This window comes from Streptomyces sp. RKND-216 (assembly GCF_004795255.1).
Classification (GTDB): domain Bacteria; phylum Actinomycetota; class Actinomycetes; order Streptomycetales; family Streptomycetaceae; genus Streptomyces; species Streptomyces hazeniae.
The window spans coordinates 4,351,567-4,375,621 of sequence record NZ_SSBQ01000002.1 but is presented as its reverse complement, the minus strand read 5'-3'; the positions used below and the strand labels follow the sequence as shown (position 1 = coordinate 4,375,621).

Annotated in this window: 19 protein-coding genes and 2 tRNA genes; 5 read left to right on the top strand and 16 right to left on the bottom strand. The window is 73.4% G+C overall.

All coding sequences use genetic code 11. The features are described from left to right. Positions 1 to 185 precede the first annotated feature (185 nt). Positions 186 to 258 (bottom strand) — tRNA-Ala (locus E4198_RS18955). A 157-nt stretch (positions 259 to 415) separates the two neighbouring features. Here E4198_RS18955 and E4198_RS18950 point away from each other — a divergent pair. After that, complete coding sequence (locus E4198_RS18950; protein WP_247597744.1) at positions 416 to 1,777, top strand: glycosyltransferase 87 family protein; 1,362 nt, start codon at positions 416 to 418, stop codon at positions 1,775 to 1,777. Here the strand turns inward: E4198_RS18950 and E4198_RS18945 are convergent. From E4198_RS18945 to E4198_RS25010, 7 genes are all read right to left on the bottom strand, one after another. Next, the gene (locus tag E4198_RS18945; RefSeq protein WP_247597743.1) at positions 1,756 to 1,929 is read right to left on the bottom strand and encodes a hypothetical protein; all 174 of its coding nucleotides are present in this window, start codon (positions 1,927 to 1,929) and stop codon (positions 1,756 to 1,758) included. The genes E4198_RS18950 and E4198_RS18945 overlap by 22 nt on opposite strands. Before the next feature lie 309 nt (positions 1,930 to 2,238). Next, positions 2,239 to 2,311, bottom strand: a tRNA-Ala gene (locus E4198_RS18940). 79 nt (positions 2,312 to 2,390) lie between these two features. Next, positions 2,391 to 3,005 (bottom strand): histidine phosphatase family protein, encoded by a 615-nt coding sequence (locus tag E4198_RS18935; RefSeq protein ID WP_247597953.1) that lies wholly within the window; start codon positions 3,003 to 3,005, stop codon positions 2,391 to 2,393. A 74-nt stretch (positions 3,006 to 3,079) separates the two neighbouring features. Beyond that, entirely contained in the window at positions 3,080 to 3,493 is a 414-nt protein-coding gene (gene rsfS / locus E4198_RS18930) for a ribosome silencing factor (protein ID WP_136184207.1), read from the bottom strand. A 133-nt stretch (positions 3,494 to 3,626) separates the two neighbouring features. Further along, positions 3,627 to 5,387: an LCP family protein gene (locus E4198_RS18925; protein WP_136184206.1), complete on the bottom strand. Its 1,761-nt coding sequence runs from the start codon at positions 5,385 to 5,387 to the stop codon at positions 3,627 to 3,629. After that, positions 5,384 to 6,019 carry a nicotinate-nucleotide adenylyltransferase gene (nadD, locus tag E4198_RS18920; RefSeq protein WP_136184205.1) on the bottom strand — a complete coding sequence of 212 codons (636 nt, stop codon included), beginning with the start codon at positions 6,017 to 6,019 and terminating at the stop codon, positions 5,384 to 5,386. The genes E4198_RS18925 and nadD overlap by 4 nt, the downstream gene beginning before the upstream one ends. Positions 6,020 to 6,155: 136 nt before the next feature. Then, positions 6,156 to 6,332 (bottom strand): hypothetical protein, encoded by a 177-nt coding sequence (locus tag E4198_RS25010; protein WP_037789969.1) that lies wholly within the window; start codon positions 6,330 to 6,332, stop codon positions 6,156 to 6,158. 236 nt (positions 6,333 to 6,568) lie between these two features. On the opposite strand from E4198_RS25010, the gene E4198_RS18915 reads away from it, so the two are divergent. Next, positions 6,569 to 7,654 carry a M48 family metallopeptidase gene (locus E4198_RS18915; RefSeq protein ID WP_136184204.1) on the top strand — a complete coding sequence of 362 codons (1,086 nt, stop codon included), beginning with the start codon at positions 6,569 to 6,571 and terminating at the stop codon, positions 7,652 to 7,654. A gap of 44 nt (positions 7,655 to 7,698) precedes the next feature. Here E4198_RS18915 and E4198_RS18910 read toward each other — a convergent pair whose 3' ends face one another. From E4198_RS18910 to proB, 5 genes are all read right to left on the bottom strand, one after another. Beyond that, entirely contained in the window at positions 7,699 to 8,793 is a 1,095-nt protein-coding gene (locus E4198_RS18910; RefSeq protein WP_136184203.1) for a hypothetical protein, read from the bottom strand. 130 nt (positions 8,794 to 8,923) lie between these two features. Beyond that, on the bottom strand, positions 8,924 to 9,532 hold the full coding sequence (locus tag E4198_RS18905) for a hypothetical protein (RefSeq protein WP_136184202.1): 609 nt from the start codon (positions 9,530 to 9,532) through the stop codon (positions 8,924 to 8,926). Between the two features lie 91 nt (positions 9,533 to 9,623). Further along, positions 9,624 to 10,916, bottom strand: a complete 1,293-nt coding sequence (locus E4198_RS18900) for a glutamate-5-semialdehyde dehydrogenase (RefSeq protein ID WP_136184201.1) — start codon at positions 10,914 to 10,916, stop codon at positions 9,624 to 9,626. A gap of 93 nt (positions 10,917 to 11,009) precedes the next feature. Then, entirely contained in the window at positions 11,010 to 11,435 is a 426-nt protein-coding gene (locus E4198_RS18895; RefSeq protein ID WP_136184200.1) for a hypothetical protein, read from the bottom strand. Positions 11,436 to 11,651: 216 nt separating this feature from the next. Beyond that, entirely contained in the window at positions 11,652 to 12,779 is a 1,128-nt protein-coding gene (gene proB, locus E4198_RS18890) for a glutamate 5-kinase (protein ID WP_136185484.1), read from the bottom strand. A gap of 306 nt (positions 12,780 to 13,085) precedes the next feature. Here proB and E4198_RS18885 point away from each other — a divergent pair, with 306 nt between their 5' ends. Continuing rightward, positions 13,086 to 15,317 (top strand): hypothetical protein, encoded by a 2,232-nt coding sequence (locus E4198_RS18885; protein WP_247597742.1) that lies wholly within the window; start codon positions 13,086 to 13,088, stop codon positions 15,315 to 15,317. Between the two features lie 12 nt (positions 15,318 to 15,329). Here the strand turns inward: E4198_RS18885 and selB are convergent, their stop codons facing one another. Together selB and selA are read right to left on the bottom strand one after the other, a co-directional pair. Next, positions 15,330 to 17,222, bottom strand: coding sequence for a selenocysteine-specific translation elongation factor (gene selB / locus E4198_RS18880; RefSeq protein ID WP_247597741.1), 1,893 nt, complete (start codon positions 17,220 to 17,222; stop codon positions 15,330 to 15,332). Between the two features lie 11 nt (positions 17,223 to 17,233). Further along, positions 17,234 to 18,577, bottom strand: coding sequence for an L-seryl-tRNA(Sec) selenium transferase (gene selA, locus E4198_RS18875; protein ID WP_136185483.1), 1,344 nt, complete (start codon positions 18,575 to 18,577; stop codon positions 17,234 to 17,236). Between the two features lie 170 nt (positions 18,578 to 18,747). Between selA and htpG the strand changes: the two genes are divergently transcribed. After that, on the top strand, positions 18,748 to 20,688 hold the full coding sequence (gene htpG, locus E4198_RS18870; RefSeq protein ID WP_136184198.1) for a molecular chaperone HtpG: 1,941 nt from the start codon (positions 18,748 to 18,750) through the stop codon (positions 20,686 to 20,688). Between the two features lie 540 nt (positions 20,689 to 21,228). Then, complete coding sequence (locus E4198_RS18865; protein ID WP_136184197.1) at positions 21,229 to 22,044, top strand: SGNH/GDSL hydrolase family protein; 816 nt, start codon at positions 21,229 to 21,231, stop codon at positions 22,042 to 22,044. A 102-nt stretch (positions 22,045 to 22,146) separates the two neighbouring features. Here the strand turns inward: E4198_RS18865 and E4198_RS18860 are convergent, their stop codons facing one another. Beyond that, positions 22,147 to 24,027 carry an ABC transporter ATP-binding protein gene (locus E4198_RS18860; protein WP_136184196.1) on the bottom strand — a complete coding sequence of 627 codons (1,881 nt, stop codon included), beginning with the start codon at positions 24,025 to 24,027 and terminating at the stop codon, positions 22,147 to 22,149. Between the last annotated feature and the right edge of the window lie 28 nt (positions 24,028 to 24,055).

Below are 24,055 nucleotides of genomic sequence, written 5' to 3'. Positions count from 1 at the left end.
GCCGGCTAAGCAGAAGGCGTACGGCACGCATGCGCACAGGATACCGCACGACACAAGGGGCTTCCGGTGCGATTCGGGCATCCGGGCGAGGCGCGAGAGGCGGCCGGTCGACGCACGGGGCCGCCTGGCGACGCAGGGGAACAGCGAAAAGGGCCGCCTCTGCGAGACGGCCCGTCGCCTGTGTGTGGAGCTAAGGAGAATTGAACTCCTGACCTCTTGCATGCCATGCAAGCGCTCTACCAACTGAGCTATAGCCCCGAGTCTGGTCCGACGCGCGAGACATGAGCAGGTCTCCTGCGGTGTCCCCGCGACGGCGATGCCTACTGTACACGGCCCACGCGGTGATCCGCCAAATCGGTTCTCGGCCCGCGAGCGTGGCGCCGGGCGGCCCCGGAGGGCGGTACCGTCGTCCGCCGTGTACCCGCTGCGTCGCCCCCTCCTCGCGAGCGGCCTACTGTGCCTGGGGTCCTTCGCCCTGTTCTGGACGGCGCAACGCGCGGCGGACGTCTCGCTGATCGACGTGATGGTCTACCGCGCGCAGGGCGAGGCGGTGCTGCGCGGCGAGGACCTGTACGCGCTGCGCGCCACTCACGCCGATCTGCCGGCGACCTACCCGCCGTTCGCTGCCCTGCTCTTCGTGCCGCTGGCCCTACTGGAGGCCGACACCCTGCGGGCGGTCGCCACGGCGGCGAACCTGCTGCTGCTGGTCCTGGTGGTGCACCTGTCGCTGCGGCTGGCAGGCCGCCCGCAGAGCGAGCCGACGGCGGCCGCGGCCCTGGCGGTGTCCGCCCTCGCCGTGTGGTGCGAGCCGGTGTGGACCACCTTGCGCTACGGGCAGGTCAACCTTCTGCTGGCCGCCCTCGTGCTGTGGGACCTGTCACGTCGCTCCGGGCACCGCTGGGCAGGGATCGGCATCGGCGTGGCGGCGGGGGTGAAGCTCACCCCAGCGCTGTTCGTCGTGCTGCTGGCACTGGCGGGCGTGGTGGAAGCCTGGCGCCGGCAGGGCTGGACGGGGCTGCGCGGGCCGGTCCGCGCGGGAGGACCGGCTGCCGTCCGCACCGCACTCGCGGGGGCGTGGAACGCGCACCTGCGGCAGGCGGCGGTCGCCACCGGCGCCTTCCTCGGGACGGCCGGACTGGCCGCCACCGTGCTGCCGGGCGACTCGCTCCGCTTCTGGACGGAGATCCTGTTCCGCGCGGACCGCGTGGGAAACGCCGAGGACACCGCGAACCAGTCACTGCACGGAGTACTGGCCCGAGCCCTGCACACCGGCGATCCGGGGGCGGCGGCGACCGCACTGTCGATGGCCGTGGCGGTGGCGGGGCTGGGCGTCGCGGTCGCGGCGCTGCTCGCCGGCTCCCGGCTGCCGCGGTCGACCGCCTGGGCGGGGACGGCCTGCGCGCTCACGGCGCTGCTGATCAGCCCGGTCTCCTGGTCGCACCACTGGGTGTGGTGCGTGCCGGCCGTCGTTCTGCTGGGCGCCGAGGCGCTGCACCGTCGCGACGACCGGTGGTGGTGGGGTACGGCGGCCTGCGCGGCGGTGTTCTGCACGTACGCCCTGTGGTGGGTGCCGCACAGCCCCGACCGCGCCGAGCGGCTGGAACTCCGGCAGGGCGCCGGGGAGATGCTGCTCTCGGCCGTCTACCCGCTGGCGGGAGCGGCCTTCCTCGCGCTCGCGGCGGCGGTGGCCGTGCGCGCCGCCGGGCGGACCGGCCCGTACGCGGGCGCGCGGGTGGTGCGGGCGCGGAGCGAGCTTCAGGCCGTGGCGAAGGAGTAGAAGCGCTTGAGGGTGCAGTGCTCGTCGAGCAGCCGTCCGTAGATGGGCTCGCCGTCCAGCTCACGGTAGGTCTCGATGGGGTCGCCGCGTATGATCAGCGCCCGCGCGCAGTCCTCACACCAGTACTGGTAGCGCTCGTTCGCGGGTTCCATGTCACGCACGACGGGCGTGCCGCTGCCGCACCAGTCGCATTTCCTGCTGTGCGCGCCCATCCGTCAGCTCCAGGTGTGGCCGCAGGCCGTGCACACGTAGGAAACCCCTCCATTGTCGCCGAGCACCACGGCGACGTCCGATGATCCGCAGGCGGGGCAGCTGAGAGACGCGGTCGGCATCGGTCCTGCCTCCCTCGGCGTGCCTCCTTCACCCTGGCGGCGATTCTGCCACGTTACCGGCGCCCGCAGGAGAGGGGACAAAGCAACGATCCCGCCCTGGTGAGGACGGGATCGCAATGGCCCGAGCTGTGGAGCTAAGGAGAATCGAACTCCTGACCTCTTGCATGCCATGCAAGCGCTCTACCAACTGAGCTATAGCCCCGCATTCTCCGGCGCTCGCACGCCGTGAACGAGTAGAAGCTTACCGGTGGCCTGCCGGATTGAGAAATCCGCGCCCCGGCTCAGTCGTCGTCGCCGAGGACCGGTTCCGGCAGGGTGCCGGCGTTGTGCTCCTGCAGCCGCCAGCCGCGCAGGCTCTCGCCCAGCACCGACCAGCAGCAGTTGGAGAGGCCGCCGAGCGCCTCCCAGGTGCTCGGGTGCAGGCCGAGCAGCCGGCCGATGGTGGTACGGATGGTGCCGCCGTGACTGACGACGACCAGAGTGCCGCCCTCGGGCAGCTTGTCCACGTGCCGCTCGACGACGGGTGCGGCCCGGTCGGCGACCTCGGTCTCCAGCTCGCCGCCGCCGCGCCGGACGGGTTCCCCCCGCTTCCAGGCGGCGTACTCCTCGCCGTGGCGCTCGACGATCTCCTCGTGCGTGAGGCCCTGCCAGACGCCCGCGTAGGTCTCCCGCAGGTCGGCGTCGTGGGTGACCTCCAGGCCGGAGAGGCGAGCCAACTCGGCGGCGGTGGCGCGGGTGCGCTGGAGGTCCGAGGCGATGATCGCCTGCGGCTGGAGGGCGGCGAGCAGCCGCGCGGCACGGCGGGCCTGCGCCACCCCTTCCTCTGTGAGCGCGATGTCGGTGGAGCCCTGGAAGCGGCGCTCGAGGTTCCATGCGGTCTGGCCATGCCGCCACAGGACGACGCGCCGCCCGGTGGGGGCGGAACGCCCGTCGGGGGCCGGACCACCGGCCGGGGGCGTGGTGGCGGCGGTCACGGCGCGTCCTCCGCCCCCGCCTGCTCGCCCTTGCCCCGGGTCGCCTTGGCGTCCTCCGGCAGATCCAGCTCCGGGCAGTCCTTCCAGAGCCGTTCCAGCGCGTAGTAGACACGCTCCTCGCTGTGCTGCACGTGCACGACGATGTCGACGTAGTCCAGCAGCACCCAGCGGCCCTCGCGCTCGCCCTCCCGTCGGGCCGGCTTGGCGCCGTGCTCCTTCAGCAGGCGCTCCTCGACGGCGTCGACGACCGCCTTGACCTGGCGGTCGTTGGGGGCCGAGGCGAGGAGGAACGCGTCGGTGAGGGTCAGGACGTCGCTCACGTCGTAGGCGACGACATCGTGAGCCAGCTTGTCGGCGGCGGCCTGGGCGGCGGCGTTGATCAGCTCGACGGAACGGTCGGTGGCGGTCACAGGCAGTGCTTTCGGTCGCGGGTGGGCGGGATGGTGCCGTCCCTCAGGATCTCACGCCGCGCCGACGGCCCCGCCGAGGCCCGGGCGGGGCCGTCGGCAGGGCGCGCGGCGCAGCGGTGTGCGGTGCCACGGCTCAGCCGTCGTAGTCCTGGCCGAGCACGACGGTGACGTCCGCGTTGCCCGCCGCGTCGCCCTTCCGTACCGCGTTGTCGGGGAGACCGAGGGTCTTCGCGACCGCCTGGGCCCGCTCCTTCTGCGCGGCTTCCGCGTACAGCACCTTCGAGGTCTTCTCGGCCCCGTCGGCCTCCGAGGCGCCCACGACGCTGAAGCCGCCGTTGACGAGCGTCACACGCGCGGCGTCGTCGGCGCCCTCGTCACCCGCGGCGTTGCGCAGCAAGACGCGCGGCGCGGCGTCGGGGTCGGAGTTCTGCACGGTGCCGCCGAGCACGTCCTTGACCATGCCGTCGCCGGTCTCGGCGCTGAGCGTGCCGTCCGGCTCGGCGGGCAGCACCCGTGTCTCGTACGCGTCGGCCTGGGCGCGCGCGGCCAGCGAGGCCAGCGACGCGCCGAGGGACGCCTGGGAGAGCGACGGGTCCAGGATCTGGCCGAGGGACTCGACCGTCTTGGTGGCGGAGGCCTTGTCCGTGGACATCTGGTCCAGCACGGCCTCCATCACCTGGCCGAAGCGCTCCAGCTGGGCCGTCCTGGGCTCGGCCTCCTCGCGGTGGGTCGCGTAGGCGACGGCGGCGCGGCCGTCCAGCTCGCGCTCCCGTCCCTTCTCGACCAGCGGGTCGTCGCCCTTCTTCTCACCCCGGACGGTGGCGTCGACGTCCAGGGTCACGCCGCCGACGGCGTCCACGAGGGTCTCCAGGAAGGGGGTGTCCAGGCGCCAGGTGCCTTTGATGTCGGCGCCGAGGAGCTGGCTGAGGGCGTCCCGGGTGGGGGTGGCGCCCTCGGATTCGACCGACTTGCCGAGGGTGGTGGTCGAACCGTCGGACGTGGTGACGGCGAGGGAGTTCGGGAGGAGCAGGGTGGTGCCCTGCTCGGTGGTGGCGTTGTCGACCAGCAGCGCCGTGGCGTTGGCCTCGCTGTCCGGGTCCCGCAGGTGCACCACCAGCACGTCGCGCTGCTGTCCGGCGGCCGGGCCGCCCGCTCCGGGGCCGCCGTCGAGTCCGGGCAGCTTGCCAGCCCACCAGAGGTAGCCGACGCCGCCGAGCAGGGCCAGCACCAGGAGGATCACCAGCGCGCGCTTCCGGTTGCGGCCGCGCCGTTTGGCCTCTTCCCTGCGCTCGGTGCGGCTCTCGCTGAACTTCAGCCAGTCGATGACGTCCTCGGACTCCTCCGCTTCCTCCTCGACGAACGAGAACTGGTCGGTGTCGTACGCGTCCGCGTCAGGACCGGCGCCACGGCGTGCGGCGGCCGTACGTTCCGCCGCGGGCGGCGGGGACTGCGCGGGCACGGTCCCCGTGCCGGTGTCGGCGGCGGGACCGTACGGGTCGAAGCTCTCCGGGGCAGCCGGGGCGCCGTACGGCTGGCCGGTGTACGGATCGGTCACGGGAGGGATCGACCCGGTCTGCGTGCCATACGGGTCGTAGGCGTCGAAGGTCCCGGTGTCGTACGCCCCGGTGTCGTAACCGCCGGTGCCGTACGCCCCGGTGCCGTAACCGCCGGTGCCGTACGTCCCGGCGCCCTGGCCGGCGCCCCCGTAGGCGCCCGCGTCGTACGGCTGCCCGTAGCCGTACTCCTGGGTGCCGGTCTGCTGCCTGCCGCCGCCCTGTCCGGCGGGGTCCCGGGCGTAGACGGGGCGGCCGTACTCGTCGTATCCGAGGATCCGCGGCTGCTGCCCGTCGTACGGGTTCCACCCGTGGTCGTCGCTGTCGTGGGGTTGGCTCACGTCCCGGCCGCCTCCTCTCCCCCGTCTCGGTACAACTGCCGCTTGTTGATGTAGCGCACGACGCCGTCGGGCACCAGGTACCAGACGGGGTCGCCGGCCTCGACGCGGGCGCGGCAGTCGGTCGAGGAGATGGCCAGCGCGGGCACCTCGATCAGCGAGACGCCGCCGTCCGGCAGCCCGGGGTCGGCGAGGGCGTGACCGGGCCGGGTGACGCCGATGAAGTGGGCGAGGGAGAACAGCTCCTCGGCGTCCCGCCAGGTGAGGATCTGGCCGAGCGCGTCGGCGCCGGTGATGAAGAACAGTTCCGCCTCGGGGCGCCGGGCCCGCAGCTCGCGCAGCGTGTCGATGGTGTACGTACGGCCGGGCCGGTCGATGTCGATCCGGCTGACGGAGAACTGAGGGTTGGACGCGGTGGCGATGACCGTCATCAGGTACCGGTCCTCGGCCGGGGACACCTGCTGGTGGCTCTTCTGCCACGGCTGTCCGGTGGGCACGAACACCACTTCGTCCAGCTCGAACCGCGCTGCCACCTCGCTGGCGGCGACCAGGTGGCCGTGGTGGATCGGGTCGAAGGTCCCGCCCATCACCCCCAGCCGCCGTGCGCCGGTGCCGGGCACTATGTGCTCTCCCATGCGAGCCGACCCTAGCCTCTCTTCTCCTCGCGGCCCATCCTCCGCCTGGCGGGGTGCGGCGCCGCCGCGGTGGCCGGCCGCGGCCCCGTCCGGACGAGCGCCGGGCGGGAGGCCCGGCGACCCGGTCGGGGACGGGTCAGCGGTCGCGGTTGAAGCGGGTGGTGATCCAGAGGAGGAGGAGAAGGGCGAGCAGCGCGCCGCCGCCGGTGACGTACGGGCTGAGGCTGGAGTGCTCGCCACCGTGCTCGGCGCCGGTTCCACCGCCGGAGGCGAGGACGACGAGGGTGCTGTGCGCGGAGCTGATCAGAGTCATGGCTGCTTCGAACCGTCCCGGTGAGAGTGTGCAGGGGCGTGCGGTCTTCCGCGCCACATCGTATGCGTCCGCCCCGCGGGGGCTCACGCCGACCGGTCCCCGGACTTCCCAGTGGCCACGGCGGGCGCGAGGCCCGGTCCTGGCGGAGGCGCGTTCGTCGCAACCCGGGAACAGTCCCGGCCGCTCGCGGGCCCTTCGGACTACGCTGGGTGTTCCAGCCGACGAGGGGGAGCACCATGACAGAAGGCAACGACAGCGCCCGGCACCTGCCCGGACGGGAGCGGCGCCGTTTCCCCGGGATCTCTTCCCGGGCCTACGAACACCCCGCTGACCGCTCCGCTCTGGTGGCGCTGCGCAAGCTAAGCGGCTTCGACACCGTCTTCAAGGCGCTCAGCGGCCTGCTGCCCGAGCGGAGCCTGCGACTGCTGTTCCTCTCCGACTCGGTGCGGGTGGGGGACGAGCAGTTCGCGCACCTCCATCACATGCTGCGCGACGCCTGCTACATCCTGGACCTGGAGAAGGTCCCTCCGATGTACGTCAACCAGGACCCGAAGCCGAACGCCATGTGCATCGGCATGGACGAGCCGATCATCGTGGTGACCACCGGACTGGTCGAACTGCTCGACGAGGAGGAGATGCGGGCGGTCGTCGGGCACGAGGTCGGTCACGCGCTGTCCGGTCACTCCGTGTACCGCACCATCCTGCTGTTCCTCACCAACCTGGCGCTGAAGGTCGCCTGGATCCCGCTGGGGAACGTGGCGATCATGGCTATCGTGACCGCGCTGCGCGAGTGGTTCCGCAAGTCCGAACTGTCCGCGGACCGGGCCGGTCTGCTGGTGGGCCAGGATATCCAGGCGTCGATGCGCGGCCTGATGAAGCTGGCCGGCGGCAACCACCTGCACGAGATGAACGTCGACGCGTTCCTGGCGCAGGCCGACGAGTACGAGGCGGGCGGCGACCTGCGGGACTCCGTCCTGAAGATCATGAACGTGCTGCCGCGCAGCCACCCGTTCACCACCGTGCGCGCCGCCGAGCTGCGCAAATGGGCCGCGACCCGCGAGTACCAGCGGATCATGGACGGGCACTACGACCGGCGGGAGGACGACGGCGACACCTCGGTCGCCGACTCCTTCCGGCAGTCCGCGAACCACTACTCCGAGACCGTGCGGAACAGCAAGGACCCGCTGATGGGGCTGGTCCGCGACATCGCCGGGGGCGCCGGTGACCTGGGCGGGAAGCTGCGGGACAGCTTCACCGGCCGCCGGCAGAACGGCTCCGCGGGCGGCCAGGGCGGCCAGGACGAGACAGGCAGCACCTCGTAGCCGACGCCCTCCCCGGCCCGCCGCGGCGGGCCGGGGAGGAGACGTCAGCCGGTGCGGGCCGGGTCGGGCATGGCGCTGCGCGCCAGCACTCCGCAGACGGCGCCGCGGGGGTCGTCCCTCGCGTACGGGTCGGTGCCGGCCGGGAGGTCGTCGCCGGCCCGCTCCCCCGCCAGAAGCGGGACGAGGGTGTCGGCGTGGCCGGCGGAACAGGCCATCGGCCCGGCCCGTACCGACACGCTCCGCACCTGGAGCTGGTGCTCGGTGAGGTCTTCCCGGTGGAAGTGGAACCGGACCTCGCGACGCACGGTGAACAGCGACGCGTCGGAGGCGTCGGCGCTGCCCTGCGGGTGCAGGGCGTACACGAAGACGTGGTCGGCGGTGACCTCGAGCGTGTTGCGGTGGATCTCCTCGACCGACAGCGTGCCGTTCACCCGCACCTCCGGAGCGGCGAGGGCTACCCGCCCGGGGTCGAAGCGCACCATCCAGCCGGTGAGGGCGTGCCGGCCGTCGCTGCGCGGCCGGTCGACGCTCCGCTCGAACTGGGCGCCCTGGCCGGGGTCCAGCATCAGCCGCACGGACCTCACCTCCCCGCCGGTGAGCACCGCCGGGTCCAGGGAGCTGGCGACGACGTAGTCCTTGGCCCCGGTGAGTGCGGCCAGCACCTGGTTCTCGGTGAAGTGGTCCGTGCGGTACGTCGAGGGCAGGGTCACGCCGTCCGCTCCGGTGCGGTATGCGGCGGCGGGCGAGTGTGCGAACAGGTCCTCAGGCGTGGAGCCGGGCACCGCGTCGCGCGGCGCGAGCGGCACGGTCGCCATCCGGGCCGGCTGGGCCGGCGGCGGGTCGGGGTCCGGCAGTGGGTTGCGCACACCCATATATACGGCGGTGCCGAACGCGAGCACGATGAGCAGGACGAGTACCAGGCCCTGCCGCGAGGCGCTGCGGGCGGGCGGCTCCTCGCTCGGGGGACGGCTGCGGACGGCGGCGTGGTCCTCGTCGTCCATCCGCTCCTGGGCGGAGTACTCCTGCAGCCGCGCGGCATCGACGAACGACTCGTCGAAGACGACGGAGCGGTATTCGTCGTCTCCGCCGCCGGGGACGCCCTCGACCGGCCCCTCCGGAGGCTTGCCACGACCTGCCATATGAAAAGGGTAGGTCCCGGCGGGGCTCGGTAAACGCGCGCCGGTGGGCGACTTCGGCCGGAATCACGGGCTGGGGAGAAGTCGTCCGCCGTTCACCCGTTCGAGTGATCGCCGCCCAGGAGGACCCGGTTCAGGAACCCGGCCCGGCCTCACCGACGCGGTCCTCGACCCGGTCCTCGACGGGGAGCCCGACGCCGCGGCTCGGCGGCGGCGGGGCCGGCTCGTCGCGCTCGCCCGCGGCGCCCCGGTAGACCGCCGCGAAGGCGAGGGCGACCATGCCCACACCCATCACCACGGCCAGCACCCAGGCGACCGGCCGCTGCCAGCGCACGTGCCCCCGGTACGGCCGCGGTCCGGCCGCCGCGTCGTACGGACCGTCCCCGTACCCGTCGCCGTCATCGTCTCCGTAGGGTCCGGGGTCGTACCCGCTGCGGTGGCGACGGCCGTAGCCGAAGCCGTAGCCGTGGGTGGTGTCGTCCGCGTCCGGGTCGTAGTGGAGGTCGTCGTCGTGGGGCGGGCCGTAGACGTAGCCGTCGTCGTACGGGCGGGGCACTTCGGACTCGGCGTGCGACTGGGCCGCGGCAAGCATCCGCTCGGCCGCGCTCGGCTCGTGGATCCCCGCCGCCCGGACGAAGTCCTCGTCGAGGACCACGGCCGCGAACTCCTCGTCCGCGGTTCCGTGGTCGTCCTCGGGTTCCTGGCCATCCGGGAACGGCTGGCCCCCCACATCCTCCGGCACGTCGTCCAGCGTAGTGCGAATCGGGCGATGTGGGCAGGGAGAACGGGAATCCGGCGGGAACCGGACAGTGCGCCGGGACTCCGGCCGGGCCTCAGTCGCGCACGTGGCCGGAACCGGTCACCACGTACTTGGTCGAGGTCAGCTCCGGCAGGCCCATGGGCCCCCGGGCGTGCAGCTTCTGGGTGGAGATGCCGATCTCGGCACCGAAGCCGAACTGGCCGCCGTCGGTGAAGCGGGTGGAGGCGTTCACCATCACCACGGTGGAGTCGACCAGTGCGGTGAACCTGCGGGCGGCCTCGGTGTCGCCGGTCACGATGGCCTCGGTGTGTCCGGAGGTCCAGCTGCGGATGTGGTCGACCGCGTCGTCCAGCGAGGGCACGACGGCTGCGGCGATCTCGTAGCCCAGGTACTCGGTGGCCCAGTCCTCGTCGGTGGCGGGGACGACCTCGGTGTCCGCCTTCTGCCAGGCCGCGTCGCCATGCACGGTCACCCCTGCCTCGCGCAGCGCCGCGAGCGCGCGAGGCAGGAACTCCTCCGCGACGTCGGCGTGGACCAGCAGCGTCTCGGCGGCGTTGCACACGCTGGGGCGCTGCGCCTTGCTGTTGACCAGGATGCGCAGCGCCATGTCGAGGTCCGCGCGGGCGTCGACGTAGACGTGGCAGTTGCCGACGCCGGTCTCGATCACCGGGACGGTCGACTCCTCCACGACGGTGCGGATCAGCGAGGCGCCGCCGCGGGGGATCAGCACGTCGACCAGGCCGCGGGCGCGCATCAGCTCCCGAACCGCGTCGCGGCTCTCGCCGGGCACCATCTGCACCGCGTCGGCGGGCAGCCCGGCGCCCGCCACGGCGTCCCGGAGCACTCCGACCAGCGCCGTGTTGGAGGCGTACGCGGACGAGGAGCCGCGCAGCAGCACGGCGTTGCCGGACTTCAGGCACAGCGCGGCGGCATCCACGGTGACGTTGGGCCGGGCCTCGTAGACGATGCCGACGACGCCGAGCGGAACGCGTACCTGTCGCAGCTCGAGCCCGTTCGGCAGCGTGGAGCCGCGTACGACCTCGCCCACCGGGTCGGGCAGCGCGACGACGTCCCGCACGTCGGCGGCGATGGCCGCGATGCGCTCGGGGGTGAGGGTGAGGCGGTCGACGATCGCGTCGGCCGTGCCGGCGGCCTGCGCGCGGGACACGTCCTCCGCGTTCGCGGCGACGATCTCCGCGCTGCGGGCGACCAGCGCGTCCGCCACCGCGAGCAGCGCGGCGTCCCGGGCGGTGCGCGGCAGCGGGGCCAGCGCGGCGGCCGCCTCGCGGGCGCGGCGGGCGGTCGCGGTGACGGGCGTGTCCGGAGGAGTCCTTGGGGACGCGGCCCCGGCTGCGCTGGTGCTCATGCGTGCAGCCTAACCAGGCTGCGGCGGTCTTCCAGCCGTTCGTCCACCGTGCGAGACGGCCCCGGCACGGCGGGTGAGGCCGGGCGACAGGTCCTAGAAGGGGTGGACGCCGACCGGGGTGGCGGGGGCGGGCCCGTGCCCCTGCGCGACGCGCTGGCGGTAGGTGTCCCGGCCGATGACCTCCAGGCCGACGATCTCCCACGGCGGCAGCTTGGCGGTCGAGCGGTGCTCGCCCCACAGCCGCAGCGCGACGGCCGCGGCGTCGTGCAGATCCCGCGCCTCCTCCCAGTAGCGGATCTCCGCGTGGTCGCCTGCGTACCGGCTGGTCAGCAGGAACGGATGGTCGTGCGCGAGCTGCTCCAGCCCCCGCCGCACCTCCCGCAGCGGAGCCTCCACGCCCGCCACACTGAGGGTCACGTGCCACAGCCGGGAGGTCCCGGGCTGTTCGACCGGCGTACAGGGCCCGGGCCCCGGGAAGGGCCGACGGCCCGCCGTCTCGACGCTGGTGAGTCGTCTCACCGGGCCTCCTGTGGGGTGCGCAGTCCTGCGGGCGTCTGCGGGGCCGACGTCCGGCGGACCGCGTCCTTCGCACGGCCCTCCCTCGGCAGTCGACCAGCCCGCGAACGACCGCGTGGCCTTTTTACCGAAGCCGACCGGTCGATGACGGGACTTTCGCCGATCCCGCCCGTACGTGGCCGCTCCGCGACGTCCTCGGGGCCGCCAGGAGGAAGGGGTTCACGAACGCAGCAGCACCAGGTCGTCCCTGTGTACGACCTCGCGTTCGTACGCCGGGCCGAGCTCGCGGGCGAGTTCGCGGGTGGAGCGGCCGATCAGACGGGGGATCTCGCGGGCGTCGAAGTTGACCAGTCCGCGTGCCACGGCGCGCCCCGCGTCGTCCCGCAGCTCCACCGGGTCGCCGGCGGTGAAGTCGCCCTCGACACGCGAGATGCCCGCCGGGAGCAGCGAGGAGCGGCGGTGCACCACCGCGTCGACCGCGCCGTCGTCCAGCACCAGGGCGCCGCGCGGGGTGCTGGCGTGCGCCAGCCAGAGCAGCCGCCCGGCGGTGCGGCGTCCGGTGGGGTGGAAGTAGGTGCCGGACTCGCGGCCGGCGAGGGCGTCGGCGGCCCGGCTCGCCGAGGTGAGCACGACGGGCACGCCCGCGGCTGCAGCGATGCGGGCGGCCTCCACCTTGGTGACCATGCCGCCGGTGCCGACGCCCGCGCCGCCCGCCGAGCCGATCTCCACCCCGGCGAGCTGCGCCGGGCCGGTGACCTCGGCGATCCGGTGGGTGCCGGGGGTGGCCGGGTCGCCGTCGTAGAGGCCGTCCACGTCGGAGAGCAGCACCAGCAGGTCGGCGCGCACCAGGTGGGCGACGAGGGCGGCCAGCCGGTCGTTGTCTCCGAAGCGGATCTCGTCGGTGGCGACGGTGTCGTTCTCGTTGACCACCGGCACCGCGCCCATCGCCAGCAGCTGGTCCAGTGTCCGGTAGGCGTTGCGGTAGTGGGCGCGGCGACTGGTGTCGTCCTCGGTGAGCAGCACCTGCCCGACGCGACGGCCGTGCCGGGCGAACGAGGCGGTGTAGCGGGCGACGAGGAGCCCCTGACCGACGCTGGCGGCCGCCTGCTGGCGGGCCAGGTCGCGGGGGCGGCGGTCCAGGCCCAGCGGCGCCAGTCCGGCGGCGATCGCCCCGGAGGAGACCAGGACGATCTCCCTGCCGCGGTCCGCACCGCCGCCGTGCGGGGCGTCCAGGCGCCGGGCGAGGACGTCGACGAGGGCGTCCACGCGGTCGGCGTCCAGGCCGCCGGCAGCCGTGGTGAGCGACGAGGAGCCGACCTTGACCACGATCCGGCGGGCGTCCGCCACGTCCTGCCGCCGCCCTGTGTCCCGTACCACCCTCGGCCCTCTCCACCGTTGTCCCGACCTGCCACAATCTACGGCAGGCCGACCGCCGCCGACGCCGCCGTCCAGCCTCCGGACGGGGCCCGTCTCCCGCTCACCGCACAGCGCCGGGACATCCCTTTCGGGCGTTTCGTGCGCATCGGGCGGGAGCGGAAATTGTCACCGTGCCCGTCTCGTCATACGGTCGGTGGTCAGCCCGAACCAGGCCCGGCCGCCCCCGCGACTTCGGCCGGGCCTCATCCCAACGCCTCCTGCCAGGAGCTCAGCCCCGTGCCCTCTGCCGGACTCCCCCTACGCCGCGTCGTCCAGTTGGCGGCGCTCTTCACGCTGCTGGTCCTCTTCGCGGCCCAGCTCGCCGGCGCCCTGCTGGCGTACGTGCCCCTCTTCGTCGTCGCCTCCGCCGGCGGCGTCGCGCTGGACCTGTACCTCCAGCAGCGACAGCCCGGGCTGATCGCGGTGCTCGGCAAGGTCCGCTTCGAGGCGGTCAGCCGGCAGCTGCTCCGCGACATGCTGATCGTGGTGGCGCTGGTGCGGCTGCCGAACGTGAACGCGATGGAGGAGCGCGCGCTCGTCCTGCTGCTGCTCGGCTGCTACGGCCTGCACTTCCTGTGCCAGGCGGTGTCCGTGCTCGTGCGGCGCAACCGCACGCTGCCGATCCTGACGCGGAACATCGACACCTCCGGGCTGCGTCTGTCCCCCGCCCCGCCGCGAGTGCTGGCCCGGCTGCAGAGCCGGCGCCTGCTGACCTTCATGCTCCCGGCCACGGCCGGCCTGCTGGCCACCAGCGCCACCGCGCAGAACGTGTGGGCGCTGGCCGGTCTCGCGGCCAGCCTCGCGCTGTTCGTCGGCGGCACGGTCTACCTGGGCACCTGGCTGCTGCCGAAGAAGCGCACGCCCGGCGAGGCGCGGGTGCTGAACTGGCTGAACGCCTGGCTGGCCGACTACCGGCCGACGGTGGGCATGTACTTCTCCGGCGGCGCGACCTCCGCCTACCAGGCCAACATGTGGCTCGGCACGCTCGCGGAGCTGGATGCCAAGCCGATCATCGTGCTGCGCGAGCGGTTCATGGTCCAGAAGATCGACGCGACGGACGTGCCGATCATCTCCATCCCGAAGGTCGCGCACCTGATGCACCTGGAGCAGTCCACCCTGAAGGTGCTGCTGCACCCGGCGAACTCCGGCAAGACCTCGCAGGTACTGCGCATCCCCACCATCAAGCACGCCTTCACCAACCACGGCGAGAGCGACAAGCTGTCCTCCTGCAACCCGTACGCCAAGGCGTACGACGAGGTGTGGGTGGCCGGTCCGGCCGCCCGCGACCGGTACCAGCTCGCCGACATCGGCATCGACGACCGCGACGTGGTGGAGGTGGGCCGGCCGCAGCTCGCGCCCATCACCCCCTACGCGGGTCCCCCCGCGGACGGCACGCGGACGACCGTGCTGTACGCCCCCACCTGGGAGGGCTGGACCGACGACCCGGGCAACACGTCGGTGATCCTGGCGGGGGAGAACATCGTCCGCGAACTGCTGGCCGATCCCGGCGTGCGCCTGCTGTACAAGCCGCACCCGATGACCGGCTCCGTCGACCCGCGGGCGGGCGCCGCGGACCGCCGCATCCGGACCATGATCGCGGAGGCGAACGAACGGCGCGACGTCGGCTCTGCGGCCGCGCCGGGCGCCGCCGCAGAGCTGGCGCGCCGCACGGCCGCACTGGACGCGCTGACCACGACCTCGTTCCGCGGCAGCGCCGACGAGACGGAGCGGATGCTGCTGCAGTCCCGCCCGGAGGAGGGCCGTGCCGAGGCCGTGGCGGCGGCGACCGCCGCCTGGGAGGAGGCGTACTGGGCGTCGTTCCCGGAGGACGAGCACCTGGTCGTCGCGACGGCACGCCCCGGCATCTACAGCTGCTTCAACCAGGCCGACCTGCTCATCAGCGACGTGTCCAGCGTGGTGTCCGACTACCTGAGCAGTGAGAAGCCGTACGCGGTCGCGAACACCAGCGGCCGCTCCGAGGCGGACTTCCGGGCCAACTTCCCGACGGTGCGGGCCGCGACGATCCTCAGCCCGGAGGCCAAGGAGGTCCCCGGCCTGCTGGCCGCCGTCCGCGACCCGGACAAGGACGACTTCGCCGCTGCGCGCGGCGAGTTGAAGCAGCACCTGCTCGGCCCGTCCGACCCGCCGTCGCTCGCCCGCTTCAACCGGGCCGCGCTGGACCTGTGCGACGCCGCCGACGCGCGCAACCGCCGGGCGGCGGCCCGCGCGGCCGCCGAGTTCCCCGGGCAGCGCGCCGTGGAGGAGACGGCCGACCACGAGGTGGTCGTGGACGACGAGGCCGAGGCGACCGCGGAGGCGGCTTCCGACGCGGCGGAGGCCACCGAGCTGGTCGAGGTCTCCGAAGGTCCGGAGGCCGGCGAGGCCCAGCGGCGCACAGCGGACGCGTCCGAGACCGCCGACGACGAGGAGGCGGGCGCGGAGACGGGATCCGAGCAGGTCAGGAGCTGACCGAGGGCTCGTCTACGGCCCTTCCGCGGCCGCCGTCCCGTCCACGACGAGACGGCGGCCGTCGGCGTCGCGGCGGGTGAGGCCCGCGCCGTCGAGGTGTTCGAGCAGGGGGATCGCGACACGGCGGCTGACGGCCAGGATCCGGCAGCAGTCGCCGACCGTGAACGGCCGCGGCGCGGCGTCGCGCAGCGCGGCGGCGGCGCGGCGGGCGCTGCCGCCGGGCAGATGGACAGCGCCGGTACCGGTGCCGTGGCGCTCCAGGACACCGTGGCGGACGAGGGCCGCGAGCGCCTGCGGGGTGACGCCGAGGGCGTCCAGTTCGGGCCGTGTGGGGGCGTGGAAGGCGCTTCCGGCGTCGCGGCCGGCCTCCTCCAGACGGCGCGCCACGGCGGCCAGGGCCTCGGGCAGCGTCTCGTCTCCCGCCCCGAAGACCCTGCCGTCCCGCACCACCAGATCCGGTGAAGGCTGCTCGGGCCCGCCCGGTACCGGCGCCGGGGTGCCGGCCGGGGCGGGCGGCGCGGCGAGGGCCGGGACGAGGTCCGGTGCGGGCAGGCCGAGACGGTGCGCGGCGGCGGCGAGAGGAAGGCCGGGGTCCGCGGGGCGGGCGCGGCCGTGGGCGTCGACCTCCGCGCGGAGCGCGGCGCGCAGCCGCTCCGCATGGGCCGGATCGAGAAGCCACTCCCCGGCCCGCACGGCGCCGGGCGGGTGCGGCAGGCCGGCGGCAGCGAGTTCACCGGCCCGCACCAGGCCGCGCAGGCCGAGGTGGACGGCGGGGTCCCGGCCGTCGGCGGGCAGAACCGCCAGGGCGCGTACGCGGGCTGCGGCTGCTCCCCGGCGGGTGAGGCGGGGCGGTGCCACGTCGAGCACCCGTGCGCCGGTCAGCCGTCGACTGCCGGGGTCGCGCAGCAGCAGCCGGTCGCCGATGTGCAGGTCGAGCGGGGTGTGCAGGCGCAGGCGGGCGTACGGGCCGCCGAGGGGCCGCACCCGGGCGCCGGTGAGCGCCGTGCCGCAGTGGACCAGCGGTTCGCCCGGCAGTGCGCGCGCGTCCGCCGCGCCGGGGCGGCCGGGCCCGTCGGCCTCGGACGGGTCCGCCGGGTCGGCGAGCCGGACGTCGACGGTGTCCGTGCGCCGCCACCGGCCGGGCGTGACGAGCGCCTGACCGCGGCCCACCGCGTCCGCAGAGACGCGGCGCAGGTTGACCGCCACCCGGGCCGGCGCCCGTACGCCGTCCCGCGCGGCGCCGAAGCACTGCAGGCCGCGTACGGTGACCTGCCGTCCCTCCGGGGCGACTTCGAGGATGTCGCCGACCGCGAGGGCGCCCGCCGTGAGGGTGCCGGTGACGACCGTTCCCGCGCCGCGCACGGTGAACGCGCGGTCCAGCCAGAGCCGTACGGGTGCGTGCGGGTCGGGCGCCGGCACGCTGTCGGCCAGGGCCGCCAGATGCCGGCGCAGAACGTCCAGGCCGGCGCCGGTCCGGGCGCTGACCGGGACGGCGGGTGCGTCGCGCAGGGTGGTTCCGGCGACGCGCGCGCGGGCGTCGGCGGCTGCCGGTGCGGGGTCGGCCAGGTCGGCGCGGGTGACCACGACGATCCCGGTGCGGATGCCGAACGCCTCGACGGCCGCGAGGTGTTCGGCGGACTGCGGCTGCCAGCCCCGGTCCGCGGCGACCGTGAACAGCACGGCCGGGGCGGTGGCGATGCCGGCCAGGGTGTTGGCGAGGAAACGCCGGTGGCCCGGCACGTCCACGAAGCCGACGGCACGTCCGTCGGGGAGCCCGGTCGCGGCGAAGCCGAGGTCGACGGTCAGGCCGCGCCGCTTCTCCTCGGCCAACCGGTCGGGGTCCGTGCCGGTGAGGGCGCGGACCAGGGTGGACTTGCCGTGATCGACGTGCCCGGCGGTCGCCACGACGTACACGGTCAGCCCTGCCCGTCGTCGGTGTCGGGGAGGGTGGCCGTGCGCAGGGTCCGCGCCGCGGCGGCACGTACGGCGCCGGCGAGCCGCTCGTCGTCCCCGGCCGGAACGGTGCGCAGATCGAGCAGCAGCCGGCCGGCGTGCACCCGTCCGACGACGGCGGGCCGGCCGTTGCGCAGCGGCGCGGCGAGGGCCCGTGCGACGGCGACGGCCGCGCCGGGCAGTTCCACCTCGGGTGCTCCGCCGCCACCCACCCGGGCCTGGGACGGGACGGCCTCGGCGGGCACACCGGCTGCGCTCAGGCGGGCCGCCAGCCCCTCGGCGCGGGCGACGAGGGCGGGTCCGGCCAGGCCGAGCGCGGCCGGCACCGGCGGTTCCGGTCCGCGCAGGGTGGCCTCCAGTGCGGCGAGGGTGAGCTTGTCGACGCGCAGGGCGCGCGCCAGCGGGTGGCGGCGCAGCCGGGCGACGAGGTCGGCGTCGCCGAGCAGCAGCCCGGCCTGCGGTCCGCCGAGCAGTTTGTCCGCGCTCGCGGTGACCAGCGCGGCGCCGTCCGCGAGGGCGCCTGCGGCGTCCGGCTCGCGGGGCAGCGCCGGGTGCGGGCGCAGCAGTCCGGAGCCGATGTCGTACACCACGGGCACGTCAAGCGTGGCGAGTTCGCGTACGGCGGTGTCGGCGACGAAGCCGACAGTGGCGAAGTTGGAGGGATGCACCTTGAGGACGAAGCCGGTGTCGGGGCCCACGGCGGCGGCGTAGTCGGCGCGGTGGGTGCGGTTGGTGGTACCGACCTCGCGGAGCCGCGCGCCGGTGGAGGCGAGCAGGTCGGGGAGACGGAAGCCGTCGCCGATCTCCACCATCTCGCCGCGGCTGACGACGATCTCGCGGCCCCGGGCGAGGGCCGTGGCGGCGAGGACGAGGGCCGCGGCGTTGTTGTTGACCACGTGTACGCCGCCGGCGGCGGGTACCGCTTCGGCGAGCGCGGCGAGCGCCCCCGTCCCGCGCGGGCCGCGGCGGCCGGTCGCCAGGTCGAGTTCCACGTCGGTGCACCCGGCGGCGGCGTCCACGGCCGCCCGCGCGGCGGCGGACAGCGGCGCCCGGCCCAGGTTGGTGTGCACGAGAACGCCGGTGGCGTTGAGCACCGCGTGCAGGCTCGCCGCGGTGGGCGGCAGTGCCGCCACGGCGGCGTCGGCGGCCCGCTCCGGGAGCAGTTCGCCGTCCCGCACCCGCTCCAGCGTGCGAGTCACCACGCCGCGGACCAGGTCGCGGCCGAGTTCCCGGGCGGCCGCGGCGAGCCGCGCGTCGCCGAGCACCGCGTCGGTCCGCGGCACCCGGCTCCTGCGGTCCCGGTCCATCGGCTGCTCCCCCACGGCGTACGAAGTTCCCGGCGATTGTCCCACCCCCGGCGGCGGGGGCCGGGAGCGGAGACGTGCGGCACGGCCGGGGCGGGTACCGCGGTGCGCGAACCCGGCGCGGGTCCTTACCATCCATTGCGCACCGTACGTCGCCGCACACAGGGGAGCACGTGAGCACACAGACCGAAACCCATGAGTTCCAGGCGGAGGCCCGCCAACTGCTGCGCCTGATGGTCCACTCGATCTATTCGAACAAGGACATCTTCCTCCGGGAGCTCGTCTCCAACGCCTCCGACGCCCTGGACAAGATCCGCCGGGCGAAGCTCGTCGACTCCGGCCTGCAGGCCGACGTCGAGGACCTGCACATCCGGATCGAGGCGGACCCCGGGCAGCGCACGCTGACCGTCCGCGACAACGGCATCGGGATGTCCCGGGACGACGTCGTGGACCTCATCGGCACCGTCGCGAAGTCGGGGACGGCCGAACTGCTGGAGCAGCTGAGGTCCGCGGAGGACGCCGAGGGGTCCCGGGAGCTGATCGGCCAGTTCGGCGTCGGCTTCTACGCCACCTTCATGGTGGCCGACCGGGTCACCCTGGTCACGCGCCGGGCGGGCGAGGACACCGGTACCCGGTGGGAGTCCGACGGCGACGGCACGTACACCGTGCAGACGGTGCAGGACGCCCCGCAGGGGACCGCGGTCACCGTGCACCTGAAGCCGAAGGACGAGGAGGACAGCCTCTTCGACTACACCGCCGAGTGGAAGATCCGGGAGATCGTCAAGCGGTACTCCGACTTCATCGCCTGGCCGATCCGGATGGAGGTCGAGCGGAGGGGCGACGCCGGAGACGGGGACGGCGCAGGGGACGGTGACGGGCCTCAGCGTGAGCTGGCCACGCTGAACTCCATGAAGGCGCTGTGGTCCCGGCCGCGGTCGGAGGTCGCGGAGGAGGAGTACAAGGAGTTCTACCGGCACGTCAGCCACGACTGGAACGACCCGCTGGAGACCGTCTCCCTGCGCGCGGAGGGGGCGTTCGAGTACGAGGCGCTGCTGTTCCTCCCCTCTCGCGCACCGCTCGACCTCTACACCCGGGACAGCCGGTCCGGGGTGCAGCTGTATGTCAAGCGCGTGTTCATCATGGACGACTGCCAGGAGCTGATGCCGGAGTACCTGCGGTTCGTCAAGGGCGTGGTGGACGCCCAGGACCTGTCGCTGAACATCTCCCGTGAACTGCTCCAGCAGGACCGGCAGATCCACCTGATGCGCCGTCGCCTGGTGAAGAAGGTGCTCTCGACGGTCAAGGCCATGATGACCTCCGACCCGGACCGGTACCGCACCTTCTGGCGAGAGTTCGGCGCCGCCGTGAAGGAGGGCCTGCTCAGCGACACCGACAACCGGCGCACGCTCCTCGACATCGCCTCCTTCGCCTCGACCCACGACCCCGAGCAGCAGACCACGCTGGCCGCGTACGTGGAGCGGATGAAGGAGGGACAGGAGGAGATCTACTTCATGACCGGTTCCTCCCGGTCCCAGATCGAGAACTCGCCCCACATGGAGGCGTTCCACGCCAAGGGCTACGAGGTGCTGCTGCTGACCGACGCGGTGGACGAGATGTGGGTCGAGGCTGTCGCGGACTACGACGGGAAGCGGCTGCAGTCCATCGCCAAGGGCCAGGTCGACCTCGACGACGCGGAGGCCGAGGAGAACGAGAAGCAGGAGGACGACCAGCTCCGGGAGGAGTTCGCCCCGCTGCTGTCCTGGCTCGGGGAGTCTCTCGGCGAGCAGGTGAAGGAGGTCCGGCTCTCCACGCGGCTCACCTCATCGGCGGCGTGCCTGGTCAACGATGCGCACGACATGACGCCGGCGATGGAGCGGATGTACCGGGCCATGGGCCACACCGCGCCCTCGGCCAAGCGGATCCTCGAGATCAACCCGGACCACCGGCTGGTGACCGGACTGCGGGAGGCTCACCGGAAGGAGCCGTCCGGCGCGGCGCTGACGGAGACCGCCGAGCTGCTGTACGGCACCGCGCTCCTCGCGGAGGGTGGCGAGCTGGACGACCCAGCCCGCTTCGCCCGCCTCGTCTCGGAGCGCCTGGCCGGCACGTTGTAGACCTCCGGGGCACGGGCCGGGTCGCCTCCCGGGCGACCCGGCCGTCGCTCCGGCCAGCACGGAAATGCGTGGCGGAGAACAGCAGAAAAACCCCTGGAATTTCCGCGCACCATATTGCGTGAATCCCCGGAATGTGCCCCTCGGAGCACTGGGCCGAAACCCGTTATGCCCGTTTTGCGACATCGGCCCCGTCGAATCCCGGAAGCGTTCCGGAATCATCCGGACTAAACCCTTCCGCATGCTCCGGATGGTTCGCGGACGGCACCGCGTTCTCGCCGCACGGCATCCCGTGGAGTCCGGCTTTCCATACGCCGCGGAATCGATGCCCACACGAGGGTGACCGTCCCCGCAGAGCCTTGGCAGGAGCGGTGATTCGGCCTGGATCGAACAACCCGGGCAGCGCGACGACGGGCCTCCTCGGCGATGCGCCTTTCCCGCTGCGCGCGGCGCAGAATTTCCCCCGGCAGGGCTGTCGCATCCGCATTTCTCTGCTATTCCTATAGGGTCCCTCACCCCCACCATTCGGAGACGACACCTTCCATGCGTTTACTCAGAGTACTCGTCGCCGCCGTCATGGCGCTCGCCGCCACGATGACGGTCGCTGGAACGGCTCAGGCGGCAGACGAAACGGCACTCGCCGGCAAGTACGTGGCGCTCGGTGACAGCTATGCGGTCGCTCCCGGCACCTGGACCTACGACGACCCGGACGACCCGTGCCGTCGTGGTCCGCTGACGTATCCCCGGCTCTGGGCCGCCGCCCACCCGTCGGTCGACTTCGTGGAGGCCTCCTGCTCGGGAGCCACCACGGCGGACATCCTCAACACCCAGGTCGGTTCGCTCACCGCGGACACCAGCCTGGTCACCCTGCAGGTGGGCGGCAACGACGTCGGTTTCGTCGAGGTGCTGACCAACTGCATCCTCACCATCGACGACCAGGACTGCCTCGACGGGGTAGCCCTCGCGAAGCAGGCCGCCAACGGCGTGCTCTCCCCTGCACTCCAGCAGACGTACGCCGCCGTCCGTGCCAAGGCTCCCAACGCCCAGGTGATCGTGGTCGGTTACCCCCGCCTCTACACCATCGGGGGCAACTGCGGCATCCTCGGGCTCAGCGACCGTGAGCGTACGGCGCTGAACTCGGCTGCGGACACCCTCGCCGGGATCATGTCGTCGCGGGCCGCCGAGGCCGGTTTCACCTTCCTCGACGCTCGTCCGATCTTCGACCCGCACACCCTGTGCTCTGGCAACTCGGAGTGGGTCACGAGCCTGGAGTGGGAGAAGCTGAACGAGTCGTACCACCCCAACACCGCGGGCCACCGGGACGGCTACCTGCCGGCCATCACCAACATCACCGGCTGACCACCGGTCGATGAACCCGCCGCGGGGGCGTCCTCCACTGGAGGGCGCCCCCGCTTCGTGCGTCACCCGGCGGCGCGGAGCATCCGCGCCGCCGCGCCGCGTTCACACCTGGACCGGGCCGTGCGCGACGCCTTCTTCCTCGTCCGCCGCATCGTCCGCACCGCTCTCCTCCTCGCCCACCAGGAGCTGGGAGGCAGCCAGTTCGCGGTACAGCGCGTCGGACTCGACCAGGGCCCCGTGGCCGCCGAGCGCCCGCACCCGGCCGTGCTCCATCACCACGATCTGGTCCGCCTCGGTGACGGTGGACAGCCGGTGGGCGATGAGCAGCACCGTGCACCGCAGGGAGGCCTGGTCGACGGCATCGCGCAGCGCGTGCTCGTTCCGTGCGTCGAGTTGGGCGGTGGCCTCGTCGAGCAGCAGCACTTCGGGTTTGCGCAACAGGGCCCGGGCGATGGCGAGCCGCTGGCGCTCGCCGCCGGAGAGCGTGACCCCGCGGTTGCCGACCGCCGTCCGCAGACCGTCGGGAAGCCGTTCGACCAGCGTGTCCAGCCGGGTGACGCGCAGCGCCTCCGCGATGTCCGCGGCGGAGGCCCCGGTCGCGGCGTACCGCAGGTTGTCCTCCAGGGTGCCCGCCATCACGGGTGCGTCCTGCTCGACGTACGCGATCCGGCGGCGCACCTCGGCCCGGGGCAGGGTGGCGATGTCCACGCCGTCGATGAGGATGCGGCCGGACGACGGCTCGTGAAAACGCTGCAGCAGCGCGAACATCGTCGTCTTGCCTGCTCCGGACAGCCCGACCAGAGCGGTCTGGGTTCCGCCGGTGACGGTGTAGGAGACGTCGCGCAGCGCGGGCCCCCGACCGGGGTAGGAGAACCCGACGTTCTCGAAGGCGACGGCCGGGGGGACGGCCGGGCGGGGCGGCGCGGGAACCGGCGGGGCGTCCACGTCCTCCTCGATCGGCATCCGCTTGACCTCCTCGATACGGCCGACGGCGCCGAGTCCCTGCTGCAGCATTCCGAGACCGGCCACCAACGACCCGATGGGGCTGGCCAGGTAGAAGACGTAGAGCAGGAAGGCGATCAGGGCGGGCGCGCCGAGTTCGCCGGCGGCGACGAGCGCTCCGCCGACGCCCAGCACCGCGAGGAAGGCGGCCTGCAGGGAGACGCCGGAGAGGATCTTCACCCATGCCGCGTAGCGAGCCCCCACCAGACCGGCCTGGTACGCGCCCTCGATCGCCCGCCCGGCGTCCTCGGTCTCGCGTCCCTCGGCTCCGTTGGCCTTCACCGTGCGCGCGGCGCCGAGCGTCCGCTCAAGGGAGGCGCTCACCGCGCCGATCGACTCCTGCGCACGGGCCACGGCCTGCCGGATGCGGGGCAGCAGGTACGTCATCACCAGGGCGACCGACAGCAGGACGCCCACGGTGACCCCGAGGAGTCCCAGGTGGACCACGCCCATCAGGACGGCCGCGCCGGCGATGGTGAGCACGCCGTTGGCGACCATCACCAGCCCTTCGGTGGCGGCGTTCTGCAGCAGGGTGCTGTCGGAGGTGACCCGGGCGATGAGGTCACCGGTGGGGCGGCTGTCCAGCTCGGGGACGCGCAGCCGCACCAGCCGGAACACCGTGTCGCGGCGCACCTGGCGCACCACCCGCTCGGAGGTCCGCTGCTGCCACCAGGACTGCATGCCGGTCAGCGCGGCGCCGATCACCACCAGGGCACCGAGCAGCATCACCGCGTTCGTCACGTCGCCACCGTCGCCCAGCACCTCCAGCACGTGCTGCGCCACCAGCGGCTGCACCAGGCCGGACGCGCTGGCCGCCAGCACCAGCAGCAGTGTGGCAGACAGGACGGCACGGTGCGGGCGGGCGTAGCTCAGCAGGGTGCGCAGGGGCGCCTGTTCTTGGGGGGGCGGCGCCTTCTGCGGAGCGGCCCCGTCCGGAGCGGCCGCGGGGGTGGTCGCGGGGGTCTGGGATGTCGTCGTCATGGAGAGGTCCTGGAGTCCGTCGCGGCGC

Coding starts and splice junctions, on each gene's coding strand:
- E4198_RS18945 (WP_247597743.1), bottom strand. CDS start 1,929: ATGGAACCCGCGAACGAGCGCTACCAGTACTGGTGTGAGGACTGCGCG.
- E4198_RS18915 (WP_136184204.1), top strand. CDS start 6,569: ATGACAGAAGGCAACGACAGCGCCCGGCACCTGCCCGGACGGGAGCGG.
- E4198_RS18900 (WP_136184201.1), bottom strand. CDS start 10,916: ATGAGCACCAGCGCAGCCGGGGCCGCGTCCCCAAGGACTCCTCCGGAC.
- nadD (WP_136184205.1), bottom strand. CDS start 6,019: ATGGGAGAGCACATAGTGCCCGGCACCGGCGCACGGCGGCTGGGGGTG.
- E4198_RS18865 (WP_136184197.1), top strand. CDS start 21,229: ATGCGTTTACTCAGAGTACTCGTCGCCGCCGTCATGGCGCTCGCCGCC.
- selA (WP_136185483.1), bottom strand. CDS start 18,577: ATGGACCGGGACCGCAGGAGCCGGGTGCCGCGGACCGACGCGGTGCTC.
- E4198_RS18910 (WP_136184203.1), bottom strand. CDS start 8,793: ATGGCAGGTCGTGGCAAGCCTCCGGAGGGGCCGGTCGAGGGCGTCCCC.
- E4198_RS18860 (WP_136184196.1), bottom strand. CDS start 24,027: ATGACGACGACATCCCAGACCCCCGCGACCACCCCCGCGGCCGCTCCG.
- E4198_RS25010 (WP_037789969.1), bottom strand. CDS start 6,332: ATGACTCTGATCAGCTCCGCGCACAGCACCCTCGTCGTCCTCGCCTCC.